The 12,417-nt window shown below is 43.3% G+C and carries 14 protein-coding genes; all 14 read left to right on the top strand.

Annotated elements, in window-relative coordinates; all coding sequences use genetic code 11:
• The first annotated feature begins 2 nt into the window (after positions 1-2).
• The 14 genes from ftsE to B158_RS0102145 all read left to right on the top strand — a co-directional run bounded on the left by ftsE (position 3) and on the right by B158_RS0102145 (position 12,417).
• Positions 3-686, top strand: a complete 684-nt coding sequence (gene ftsE, locus B158_RS0102210; RefSeq protein ID WP_018623697.1) for a cell division ATP-binding protein FtsE — start codon at positions 3-5, stop codon at positions 684-686.
• Positions 679-1,647, top strand: a complete 969-nt coding sequence (gene ftsX / locus B158_RS0102205; protein ID WP_018623696.1) for a permease-like cell division protein FtsX — start codon at positions 679-681, stop codon at positions 1,645-1,647. The genes ftsE and ftsX overlap by 8 nt, the downstream gene beginning before the upstream one ends.
• A 204-nt stretch (positions 1,648-1,851) precedes the next feature.
• Positions 1,852-2,424: a YceI family protein gene (locus B158_RS0102200; RefSeq protein ID WP_018623695.1), complete on the top strand. Its 573-nt coding sequence runs from the start codon at positions 1,852-1,854 to the stop codon at positions 2,422-2,424.
• 324 nt (positions 2,425-2,748) lie between these two features.
• Positions 2,749-3,600, top strand: coding sequence for an RNA polymerase sigma factor RpoH (gene rpoH, locus B158_RS0102195; protein ID WP_018623694.1), 852 nt, complete (start codon positions 2,749-2,751; stop codon positions 3,598-3,600).
• Positions 3,601-3,872: 272 nt separating this feature from the next.
• Positions 3,873-4,667 (top strand): substrate-binding periplasmic protein, encoded by a 795-nt coding sequence (locus tag B158_RS0102190; RefSeq protein ID WP_018623693.1) that lies wholly within the window; start codon positions 3,873-3,875, stop codon positions 4,665-4,667.
• A 144-nt stretch (positions 4,668-4,811) separates the two neighbouring features.
• Positions 4,812-5,555 carry a beta-ketoacyl synthase chain length factor gene (locus tag B158_RS0102185; protein ID WP_018623692.1) on the top strand — a complete coding sequence of 248 codons (744 nt, stop codon included), beginning with the start codon at positions 4,812-4,814 and terminating at the stop codon, positions 5,553-5,555.
• Positions 5,548-6,348 (top strand): lysophospholipid acyltransferase family protein, encoded by an 801-nt coding sequence (locus B158_RS0102180; RefSeq protein WP_018623691.1) that lies wholly within the window; start codon positions 5,548-5,550, stop codon positions 6,346-6,348. Before B158_RS0102185 ends, B158_RS0102180 begins: the two co-directional genes overlap by 8 nt.
• Positions 6,323-6,586 carry a phosphopantetheine-binding protein gene (locus tag B158_RS0102175; protein WP_018623690.1) on the top strand — a complete coding sequence of 88 codons (264 nt, stop codon included), beginning with the start codon at positions 6,323-6,325 and terminating at the stop codon, positions 6,584-6,586. Before B158_RS0102180 ends, B158_RS0102175 begins: the two co-directional genes overlap by 26 nt.
• Positions 6,586-6,843, top strand: coding sequence for an acyl carrier protein (locus B158_RS0102170; protein WP_018623689.1), 258 nt, complete (start codon positions 6,586-6,588; stop codon positions 6,841-6,843). The genes B158_RS0102175 and B158_RS0102170 overlap by 1 nt, the downstream gene beginning before the upstream one ends.
• On the top strand, positions 6,843-7,409 hold the full coding sequence (locus B158_RS0102165; RefSeq protein WP_018623688.1) for a COG4648 family protein: 567 nt from the start codon (positions 6,843-6,845) through the stop codon (positions 7,407-7,409). The genes B158_RS0102170 and B158_RS0102165 overlap by 1 nt, the downstream gene beginning before the upstream one ends.
• Before the next feature lie 9 nt (positions 7,410-7,418).
• Positions 7,419-8,765 (top strand): AMP-binding protein, encoded by a 1,347-nt coding sequence (locus B158_RS0102160; RefSeq protein ID WP_018623687.1) that lies wholly within the window; start codon positions 7,419-7,421, stop codon positions 8,763-8,765.
• A 1-nt stretch (position 8,766) separates the two neighbouring features.
• The gene (locus B158_RS0102155) at positions 8,767-9,141 is read left to right on the top strand and encodes an ApeI family dehydratase (protein WP_018623686.1); all 375 of its coding nucleotides are present in this window, start codon (positions 8,767-8,769) and stop codon (positions 9,139-9,141) included.
• Between the two features lie 11 nt (positions 9,142-9,152).
• Positions 9,153-10,886, top strand: a complete 1,734-nt coding sequence (locus B158_RS0102150; RefSeq protein WP_033413942.1) for a glycosyltransferase family 2 protein — start codon at positions 9,153-9,155, stop codon at positions 10,884-10,886.
• Entirely contained in the window at positions 10,873-12,417 is a 1,545-nt protein-coding gene (locus B158_RS0102145; RefSeq protein WP_018623684.1) for an HAL/PAL/TAL family ammonia-lyase, read from the top strand. Before B158_RS0102150 ends, B158_RS0102145 begins: the two co-directional genes overlap by 14 nt.

Here is a 12,417-nt window from a genome sequence, read left to right as displayed (position 1 = left end):
CTATGATTGAATTTCACCAGGTTTTTAAACGCTATGAAGGTGGTCACGAAGCTCTCAAAGGAGTCAGCTTTGAACTGCCTGCTGGTGAAATGGCATTTTTGACCGGTCATAGTGGCGCGGGGAAAAGTACCCTGTTGAAGTTAATTGCTCTGATGGAGCGCCCTACTCGCGGTCAGGTTATTCTCGATGGCCAGAATATCAGTAAGGTTAAAGATCGTCATATTCCTTATCATCGCCGTAAGATTGGCATGATTTTTCAGGATCATCGTCTGCTATTTGACCGAACCGTCTTTGATAATGTCGCCTTGCCCTTAATTATCGCAGGAGTTTCTGATCGGGATATTCCCAAGCGCGTCAGAGCAGCGCTAGATAAGGTCGGACTGCTCAGCAAAGAAAAGCAATTACCCATTCAACTGTCTGGCGGTGAACAGCAACGTGTCGGCATTGCTCGTGCAGTGGTCAACAAGCCCCCGTTGTTACTGGCGGATGAGCCTACCGGTAATCTGGATCCGGAACTGTCGGCCGATATTATGAATCTATTTGCCGAGTTTAATCAGGTAGGCGTTTCAGTACTGATTGCTTCGCACGATCTGGCCCTGATTGCCCGCATGCGACACCCGGTCATTACGTTAAAAGAAGGCCGCACCATTCGTAACGAACTGGCGGAGGCTGCTTTCGATGAGTAAGAGTAGTCGCCAGAATACCACCTATAAGATCAGTTTTATCGATCGTTTCAGGATGGCCATTACACTGCATAAGAAAAATGCGATGACTACCCTTCTGGATGTTTTTCGGCATCCGGCAAATAGTCTTCTTACTATTCTTGTATTAGCAATAGCATTAGCCCTCCCGAGTGCCTTCTATGTTTTCAGCTCCAATGCCAAGGCAATCAGCAGCAACTGGAGCGGTGGCGTGCAAATGGCCCTGTTTCTGAAGGATAATGTCAATCAGCAACAAAGAGCCGACCTGATTCAGGAATTGAGTTTCCGTCCTGAGTTTAAAGAAGTGGTACTAGTTCCGAAGGAAGAGGCCATTGAAGAGTTTAAACAGCAATCAGGATTTGGCGATGCACTGGACTACCTCAATGAAAATCCGTTGCCGGACAGTATCATTCTGACGCCCTATGAAACCCATGCCGATGCAGCCTCGCTTGAGCAACTGGCTCAGGAGCTTGAACAAAATCCCATGGTCGATATTGCTCAGCTGGACATGGCGTGGATTCAGCGCTATCAGGCCATTCTTGAAATTTCACAGAAAATAGGCACTTTTGTAAGCATTTTGCTTGCTTTTGGCGTCTTATTGATTGTGGGCAACACCATTAGATTAGCTATTCTTAACCGTCGTGAGGAAATCCAGGTAATCAAACTGGTTGGTGCGACTGATGCCTTTATCAGACGCCCTTTTCTTTATAGTGGCTTCTGGTACGGTTTGATTGCTGCCCTGCTCGCTGCTTTGATGGTCAATATTGTATTGTTCCTACTGTTACAACCCTCCTCTACTCTCGCTGAACTCTATAACAGCGGCTTTTCGTTGATTGGATTGGCTCCAACACAAACTCTGTCATTGTTAGCTATTGGCTCTGCGCTTGGCCTTTTCGGTGCCTGGTTCTCTGTTAGCAAGCACCTCAAGGATATTCAGCCCACTTAAGTTTGAACTGTCTCTTAATATAACGTTTGCCTACTTGCGGCTTTCACTTTTTTATCACAGATTTGTCTTACACTAGCTATCATCGTTACATGCAGTAACTATACCCTGAAGTAATACTCAAAATACTTTTATGCTATTTGATAATAGTCTCCAAGCTTGTTTGAATAGACACCGTTTACTATTAACTGGAAAAGGAAACTCATTATGAAGACATTTTTAGCGTTTGTGGTAAGCGCATTGGCGTTAACCGCTACAGCCGATGCCAAGCCAGCCGACTATGAATTTGACACGGTTCATAGCCAAATTATATTTAAAGTCAACCACTTAGGCTACTCTAACTCGTACGGTAAGTTTCGTGCTTTTGAAGGTACTCTAAGCTTTGATCCTGAAGATTGGTCAACCGCTCAGACTGAAGTATCCATCAATACCAAAAGCATTGATTTGGAGAATAAAAAGTGGAATGACCATATGCGCAGCGCCGACTTTTTCGATGTTGAGCAATTTCCAGCCATGACTTTTAAGAGCACCAAACTCGAAAAAACCGGTGAGAATTCGGGTAAGTTACATGGTGACTTAACGATTTTGGGTACTACCAAACCAATCACTCTTGATTTAACTCTTAACCAAGCTGGGATTCACCCAATGAGTGAAGAGCCCCATGTTGGTTTTTCAGCGACAGGTTCTATCAAACGCTCGGAATTCGGTATGATTTATGGAGTACCGGCGGTAGGTGACGATGTTCATATCATCATCGAAGTTGAAGCTTCTGCTAAATAAACTCATCCCTTTTTAGCCCTGGTTCCTGCTAACTCACTGTTTTCTGGTCTGGCAGGAACCCCTCTTTCAGTCTGTTAATGTCCTGTTACAAAGCTAGTCCAAGACTTTAAGAAGTTTCACTTTATTTATGAATACGATAGGTGTAGGTTACTTCTTTCAAGGATACAAATGACCCGCCAGGCCTTATAAATCCTCGCCTAGCCCATTAATTTTGTATTGAACTTTTTATTGAATTAGCACTCTTAGGTTCAGAGTGCCAAAATATTAGCACTCTCAGTTAAACAGTGCTAATATTGGTCAATCTTTATCACTCGGAGGGAATGCATGAGCAATATTCCAATGAACATGGCGTTAGCCGTTCCAACAGGCAGTATTGATGGTTATATCAGTACCGTCAGTGCTATTCCTGTCCTTTCCGTTGAAGAAGAACAAAAATTAGCCCATCAGTTTCATGATCATAATGACCTTGAAGCTGCTCGCCAGTTAGTAATGGCTCACTTACGTTTCGTCGTTCATATTGCTAGAAGTTACAGTGGTTATGGTTTGCCACAGGCCGATTTAATCCAAGAAGGTAATATTGGCCTGATGAAAGCCGTTAAGCGCTTTGACCCTAGCGTCGGGGTGCGTCTGGTATCCTTTGCAGTCCACTGGATTAAAGCCGAAATTCACGAATATGTATTGCGTAACTGGCGTATTGTCAAAGTTGCGACAACCAAAGCACAACGTAAATTGTTCTTCAATCTTCGCTCTAAAAAGAAAACCCTAAACTGGCTTAATAATGATGAAATCAATGCCGTAGCACAGGATTTAGGGGTAAGCGAAGAGGAAGTCAGACGAATGGAAGGGCGCTTGAATGCCCATGACGCTTCCTTTGATGCACCACATGCCAGCGACGATGACGATGCAGTATATGCTCCGGTTCATTACCTGGAGTCACCAAACTCTGATCCGGCGGTAGCGATTGAGCAGGAAGATTGGCAAGACCAACGTGAAACTCGACTACTATCTGCTCTGAAAACTCTGGATGAAAGAAGCCAGGATATCCTGCAACAGCGTTGGCTAAATGACCAAAAAGCCACTTTGCATGATTTGGCAGATAAATATGGTGTTTCAGCAGAGCGTATTCGTCAGCTGGAGAAAAATGCCATGAATAAAATCAAGAATGCTATTAGTTAATTTCCGATAATTTCATAGATTTACATTTATGTTCAAAAGCGACCAAATTGGTCGCTTTTTTTATATCAGGACGTTGTAAGCACCCATTCTGAAAAATTTACACCTTTAAGTCACTTTTGGTTTGTTTTTTGCACCAATTGTCGGCTTTTCAAGCAACTATAGCTCACTTTTCACCCTGTTTGTCGGCTTTTTATACAACAAATACTTGATCCAGTTCACATTTAGTAGCAAGATGAAGTCGTGATTATAATTAAAAAGCTTGGGGAGGCTTTATGAATCGTCTAAGCACCTTTTTGTTTGTCAGTACATTTTTACTTGTGGCTTGTGGAGGAGGGGATACCAACCCTGCATCTTCAGAAACGAGCACCGCAAAAAACTATGATTGTGTGATCAAATATGGCTGGGAGCCACGCCCACCTTACCAATTTTTGCATAATGGCGAGATGCAGGGCATTGATATCGAAATTTTCAAAAAAGCTGCCGATGCAACTCAATGCAATATTCAGTATGTACAGAAAAGCTGGACAGAATTGTTGACTGCCCTTGAGAACGGCGAGATTGATGTTCTTGGCGGTGCGACTGAAACCCCAGAGCGTAAAGTATACGCTGATTTCTCAGTGCCATACCGTAGTGAATCCTTCTCTTTGTTTGTCCGCTCAACCAATGATTATCAGGGCGGTGAGCTTGCAGGATTCCTGAGTGGCGGCAATAAAGTGGGTATCACTAACGATTACTACTACGGTGAAGATGTTTATAACCTAATGAATCATCCTCAGTATGGCCCTTTGTTTATTGACGGCAACTCTGGAGAGCAAAGTTTCTATAATGTGATCTACAGTACCATTGACGGTGTTCTAACGGACCCGGTAGAAGGTCGTTATATCATTAAACGCAAAGGCCTCGAGTCACAGGTCAAAGAGTCCAATATCAAAATTCCAAGTGATAATGTCTCTTTCATGTTCAGTAAAAAAAGCTTGTCGCCCGAAAAATCTCAAGCCTTACAAGACACTATTAAAACTTTAGTTACCGGAAATGAAGTCAATCCGATCGTAGCTAAGTATCAGTAATTTTTAACGCTGCTTTTAAGCCACCCACGGGTGGCTTTTTTATTAGCTACTTGCCATATATCACGGGGCTTTGGTTTGAAGAAGCCCCCTAAATCGGCTAGACTCTCGCCAGTTAACGACTTTTAATAACAAGATAGACTATATATGCATAATAAAACTATAAAACTGGGAGTTCTATCTTCATATTGTTGGATTGCTCCTGGATACAAAGAGTCATGTAACCTGCCATCGTTAACAGAACATGCTGATTTCGACCCGATTACTCTTAAACAAATACCTCCTATCAAGCGCCGCCGCTTAAGCGGACTGAGTAAATTGGCTATGCATACTTCTCTAAATTGTATAGAGCAAGCAGCCTCCAGTCCGGCAGATTGCCTGAGTGTGTTTGCTTCCCAACATGGTGAGCTCAACAGAACCGTCAGTATTGTTGATAGCATGTATCAAGAGCATGAAGTGTCACCAAAGGATTTCAGCTTATCGGTCCATAATGCCTCATTGGGTCTTTTCTCAATCTTCACAAGAAATAAGCAGGCAGGAACCAGCATTGCCGCTGGCTCAGACACTTTTGGTTATGCATTGCTTGAAAGCTATAATTTATTGCAAAGATTTCCGGAGAAGCAGGTCTTGTTAACATGCTTTGATCTTGAGGTTAGCCACCCTTTATCCGAACTTCAGAATAAACTTTACCCCAGTTACAGTCTTTCGTTATTGCTAACCAGCCCCAATACCGCTCCATCTGGTATTAGCCTGTCGTTTGAGCCACAATCAAATTTGCAGGTACCTGAGTTACCAATGGCTCTGGCATTTTATGACTTTTTATATAATAAGGCCTCTACAGTAGCCATAACTACGGATGATACACGCTGGAAATTCATTAAGAATGTTTAATAAAATCAATTACATTTGGCGGGTTTTTGCCACCGGCCTATCTTTCACTACCTTTGGTATTGGCGGACTATTATTATCCTTGTTTGTGTTTCCAGTCATCGCACTTTTCAACCGGGACCCCTTAGTTCGAAAACGTAAGGCCCGCTATCTCATTCATCGCTCCTGGTATATTTTTATTCGCTTTATGCAGGCGCTCGGAATCTTCAAGTTCGACTTAACTGCCGCCAAAGCACAGCTGGAAGGTATCGAGGGTAAAATTGTTATTGCCAATCACCCGACCCTAATTGACGTTGTCGCACTGATTTCCTTAATTCCAAATGCTGATTGCGTAGTAAAGCAGGGGCTCTGGAATAACTTTTTCCTTAAACGGGTAGTGCGTGTCGCTGATTTCATCAACAATGACCAAGATGTAAATAAACTCATTCAAAACTGTAAAAAAAGCCTACAGGAAGGTTATAATCTCGTGATATTTCCTGAGGGTACCCGGACTGTTCCGAATAAACCTATTAAACTACAGCGTGGCGCAGCCAATATTGCAATACGTTGTCAGACTAATCTGTTACCGGTAATTATTGACTGTGACCCTACCACACTAACTAAACAAGAAAAGTGGTATCAAATCCCTGACCGTAAAGCATACTTTACGATGAGGGTTGTAGAGGAAATTGACATTACTCCGTTCATTAACCAAGAAAAAAATGAATCAATCGCAGCACGACGATTAACGGAGCATATTAAGACCGTTTTTAAAGAGGAAGTGGCACAAAATGAAATCCTTAGAAACCGAGATTAAAGAGATCATTATTGACTCTCTTGATCTTGAAGATATTAGCATTGATGACATAGAAACTGATGAGCCATTGTTTGGCGATGGGTTAGGTCTTGACTCTATCGATGCGCTTGAATTGGGGCTCGCAATAAAAAAGCAATTCAATATTAAACTGGATTCTGACTCTGAAGAGTCGAAAAAGCATTTTTATTCAGTAGGTACTCTTGCTTCGTTTATTGAACAACAAAGAGGTGCTAACTGATGGCTAAATTTGATACCAAGGATCACATCTATCAAGAACTGGTTACCATTTTAGTAGACGATTTTGAAGTTGATGGTGATGATATTACCCTTGATGCAAACTTATATACTGACCTTGACTTAGATAGTATTGATACTGTTGATCTGGTAATTAAACTTCAGGAAATGACTGGTAAATCCGTTAATCCTGATACTTTCAAGGCAGTTCGTACCATGCAACATGTTGTTGATGCAGTTTATGATCTAGTCCATAACTGATGCTCCAACACCTCTTTAAGTTTCTTATTGCCTTTGTGGTATTGCTGTATCCCATTGCGGTTTATTTTGGTTTACAGCATCTACAACCTAAAACAATTGCAATTATCCTGGCCGCACTGGTTTTGCTACGGGGCTTTATAGCTCGTAGCAAACTGATTGAAACCATGAAGGGGCTTTGGCTTATTGTATTAGTGGTAGGGCTTTTAGTGGCCGGTTTAAGCTTTATATTGAACTCGGCTCTAGGTTTAAAATTGTATCCTGTAATCATTACAGGCAGTTTCTTGGCTGTTTTCGGTTATAGCCTGTACGCTCCACCAACAATCATCGAGCGATTTGCTCGCCTGCAAACCAGTGAACTCCCTCCCGAAGCGATTCCTTATACCACTAAGGTCACTAAGATATGGTGTTTATTTTTTATAATAAATATCTTAGTTTCTCTGTATACGGTTTTTTTCACATCGGTTGAAATATGGGCTCTTTATAACGGGCTAATTTCCTACCTGCTCATGGGGTTATTGTTTATTGGAGAGTGGGGCTATCGTCGCCTCGTGCTTAAGCAGGCCTGAGGTGAATCCATGGAAGCTTTGGACAAACTCAATCAGCTAATACAGACCAATGACGATCATTGTGTTGCGTATGATAAGCAACAGCAATATCCAGCCACCCGCTTCCGGGAGGATTTGGCCAGAGCCGTCCATAATATTCAACAGCATCCTCATCAACGCTATCTTCTTTTTATCGACCATAGCTATAACTTTGCGGTTAATCTGATTGCTTTATTTCTTTTACAGAAAGATGTGGTTCTCACCGCTAACTCTAAAGCTGACTGGTTAAGCCAAATCAGCGACCAATTTGATGCAGTTATTGGTGATGCAACATTAGAGCCTTTATTGGCAGGGGCTCACTTTCTCACATCTGAATTAGAGCCAGCTGACATTGAGCTAGCAGTAACCATACCGTTACAACTGGACAACAACCTGACTTTTTTTACTTCCGGCTCTACCAGTCAACCGAAGGCTATCAGTAAATCAATTCAACAATTATTAACTGAAGTCAGCTGCATCAATTCAATATTTGGCTCTAGTGTTTCCAATTGCACTTTCTTATCAACCGTTTCTCACCACCATATTTATGGACTCATTTTCAGGTTACTCTGGCCACTTTTGTACCGATATCCATTTTATGCCGAAATTGTGCTGTACCAGGAGCAGCTGAGATCCCTATCTCAACCTCTTTCTCAGATCTGCCTGATTTCAAGTCCTGCATTTTTATCAAGACAGGATCATGAGCTTGATGCTATTGAGTTAAAGCAATGCTTTAGTTCCGGTAGTTTATTGAGTGAAGCAGCAGCTCAGGCATCTTATGAACAACTGGGTATCTTTCCGGTTGAAGTCTTTGGTAGCACAGAAACCGGAGGCATAGGTTACCGCACTCAGAGTAAAAACCAGGCCTGCTGGACTTTATTTCCTAGTATGTCCATGCAGCAGGATGCAGAAGGAATAACCACGCTTTCATCTCCATACTTAAGCACTCCCTATCGACTGGATGACGATATCCAGCTGCTACCTGGTGGCCAATTTCGAATACTCGGCAGATTGGATCGGGTCGTTAAAATAGAAGAAAAACGTGTCTCCCTCGATGCGATAGAAACAACGCTCATAGAGTCCTCTCTAGTCAATGCAGCAAAAGTCGTTGTCCTACAGCATCATAGAACCTATTTGGGAGCGGTTATTGTTTTAAGTGAAACTGGTTGCCAGCTTCTTAATAGTCGTGGCAAACATCACATTAATCAATGCCTTAGATCGGAGCTTGCTGAACGGTATGAAGCCGTTGCCATACCAAGAAAATGGCGTTACCTTGAACAGCTACCCTATAACTCACAAGGTAAGCTAACCCTGGATCAACTGATGGGGCTTTTTTAATATGGATTACCCTGAAATTTTGTCCCAGAATGCTGGTGACCACAGTGTATTGCTAGAATTAGATATCAAACCTGAACTTGATGCCTTTGAAGGTCATTTTGATCAGTTTCCGATTGTGCCCGGCGTAGTACAGATTGGATGGTCTCTTCATTTTTTTAATAAGCTGCTGGCAACTAACGATAATCCAGAAAAAAGGGCAGTTATCGATAAGATTTCAGCGCTGAAATTTCAGCACGTGATTACGCCAAATACGCCTGTTTCGCTTGAATTGACTCATGATCTGAATAAGCAGCAACTTTCTTTCCGCTTTTTTAATCATGATCATCAATTTTCATCAGGAAAAATACATCTTGATGATTGCCAAAATTCAGCTTAGACAAATTCCTGATGAAATCTTCTTACTGCATCGTTATCCCAAACTATAATCACACTCAGCATATCGACCGGGTACTGCAATCTATCGCAGAATTATCTCTGCCTGTGATTATGGTGAATGATGGGAGCGATGCATCAACCAGCCAATACCTTAATCAACTGCCACACAGCTATCCCTTTCTACAGGTCATTAATCTTGAACAAAATTCCGGAAAGGGTGGGGCAGTCATGGCTGGGTTTATTGAAGCCCATAAGCAAGGTTTTACCCACGCCATACAGGTTGACGCTGATGGTCAGCATGACCTGACGGATATTCCTAATTTTATTAGCCTAAGCCAGAACAACTTAAATGCAGTCATCTGCGGCATCCCGGATTATGATGAATCCGTTCCTCTTGGTCGTCTAATCCCTCGGTATATCACTCACTTCTGGGTTTGGGTTGAAACCCTGTCTTTTAGCATCAAGGATTCGATGTGTGGCTACCGCCTGTATCCATTGGCGATTACAGTCGCCTTAATCCAATCAACCTCGATTGGCAAGCGCATGGATTTTGACACCGAGATCCTGGTCAAGCTGTATTGGCAGTCAGTTGAAATCATCAACTTTCCAACCAAAGTTACTTACCCCGAAGACGGCTCTTCTCACTTCAGGATGCTTAAGGACAACTGGTTAATTACTAAAATGCATACCAAGCTCTTTTTTGGCATGCTACCGCGGGCTCCGCGCCTGATTGCACGTCGCTTCAAAAAAAAATCCAGACCCGATAGTCACTGGTCAGCAACTGAAGAACGCGGCTCAACTCTTGGGATACAGATACTGGTCTGGCTGTATCGAATTTTTGGCCAGTGGTTATTTCGCATCGCATTGATCCCGGTTATTGCCTACTTTGTCTTAACCGGCAATAAGGCTCGCAAGGCTTCCTATCAGTATCTTCGGCAAATCAATCAGTACACGGGATCGAAAAAGAAAGTTCGCTGGTATCATGTCTATAAACACTTTTATCAATTTGGCCTGGCGGCGGTCGATAAAATTAGAGGCTGGCTAGGTGATGTGCACTTGTCTGATATTGTGTTTCATCATGCCGATGTTTTTGCCAATCTGCGTAACAGCAAGAAACAACAAGGTGCTGTATTCATAGGTTCCCACCTTGGTAATCTTGAGCTGTGTCGAGCCATCGGTGAATCCGACTCTTCCCTGAAGATTAATGCGTTAGTGTTTACCAAGCATGCTCTGAAGTTCCAGAAAGCTCTGGAAAAATTTAACCCTAAAGCCTCGGTAAACCTGATTCAGGTTGATACTATGGGGGCAGACACGGCCATTGAGCTTAAACAAAAAGTAGAGGCTGGTGAAATTGTCATTATCGTTGGCGACAGAACCTCGGTAACACAATATGGGCGAGTGAATTATGCTCCGTTTCTTGGTCAACCAGCCCCCTTTTCTCAGGGACCCTTTATCCTCGCCAGTTTACTCGAATGCCCAACCTATCTTTTATTCTGTCTTAAACAATCCGGCCAGTATCACCTATACCTGGAACCTTTCGCGGACAGCCTGAAACTTGCTAGAACTAATAAAAACGAGCAGTTACAATCCATCATTACAGATTACGCACAAAGGCTGGAGCATTATTGCCTCAAAGCCCCTTATCAATGGTTTAATTTTTATAATTTCTGGCAAAAAGATGATGTGAACTCTATTCAGCGTAATGCCATAAACACTCAAGAGAAGAATAACCGTGACAACCAATAAACAGAACATTACTTTTGGTCAGCAACCACTCACAATCGAGGATATTAATCAGCTTGCTCAACGCAATGCAACAGCCTCGCTAAACAGCGATCCTCAGTTTAAGGCGCGTATAGAGCAGGGTGCTGACTTTATTAAGACCCTGTTGCGGGAAGATGGTGTTATTTATGGTGTTACGACAGGATATGGTGACTCAGTTACTACACAGGTGCCGTTAGCCAATGTTCCGGAACTCCCTTTGCACCTGACCAGGTTTCATGGCTGTGGACTTGGCAATATCTTTAATGCTCAACAAACCCGCGCCATCCTGGCCACCCGCCTGGCCTCTCTGTGCCAGGGATATTCAGGTGTCAGCTGGCAACTGTTAGAGCAATTAAATCGACTGTTAGAACACGATATTCTACCGCGCATCCCAGAAGAGGGATCCGTAGGGGCCAGTGGCGACCTAACGCCGCTATCTTATGTGGCTGCAGCCCTGATTGGTGAGCGCGAGGTTATGTTGGATGGTGCAATTAAGCCTACACAGGAAGTCTTTCAGGCTCTTGGCATAGAACCCATCCGTTTACAGCCCAAAGAGGGGCTGGCAGTCATGAATGGCACCGCGGTGATGACAGCTTTGGCCTGTTTGGCCTACAGCCGTGCCGAATACTTAATTCAGTTATGCTCGCGCATTACTTCTTTGTGCTCCATTGCATTACAGGGAAACAGCGCGCACTTTGACGATATTTTATTTTCGGTAAAGCCTCACCCCGGGCAAAATCAGGTGGCAGCCTGGATTCGTGACGATCTGAACCACCACAAACACCCGCGGAATTCCGAGCGTCTACAGGATCGTTACTCCATCCGTTGCGCCCCCCACATTATTGGTGCATTGAACGATGCCATGCCATGGTTTAAGCAGGTTATTGAAACTGAATTAAATAGCGCTAATGACAATCCTATTATTGATGGCGAAGGTCAGCATGTTTTACATGGCGGTCATTTCTATGGTGGTCATATCGCGATGGTCATGGATACTATGAAAACAGGAGTGGCCAACCTTGCTGATCTAATGGATCGACAAATGGCTCTGTTAATGGATAACAAGTTCAATCATGGACTACCGAATAATTTATCGGCTGCCACTGAAGACAGAAAGCCACTGAATCATGGCTTTAAGGCAGTACAAATCGGCATCAGTGCCTGGACTGCTGAAGCGCTTAAACTCACCATGCCAGCCAGTGTTTTTTCTCGCTCAACCGAGTGCCATAATCAGGATAAAGTCAGTATGGGCACCATCGCAGCCAGAGATTGTTTACGAATTCTGGAGTTAACCGAGCAGGTTGCTGCAGCATCTCTAATGGCAGCAAGTCAGGCAGTACAGTTGCGTATTCGACAGAATCAGCTGCAGGAGTCCTCTCTTTCCGAAAGTGTTTCGAAGACCCTGAAAGAAGTGTTTGATCGTTTCGAACTGGTTAGTGAAGACCGTCCACTTGAACAAGAGTTACGCCAGTTTGTGGCTTTAATTCAGAACCAGCATTGGAGCACCTACTGA

Source organism: Kangiella aquimarina DSM 16071, from assembly GCF_000374105.1.
GTDB lineage: Bacteria > Pseudomonadota > Gammaproteobacteria > Enterobacterales > Kangiellaceae > Kangiella > Kangiella aquimarina.
This window is presented reverse-complemented; position numbering and strand designations above follow the sequence as displayed.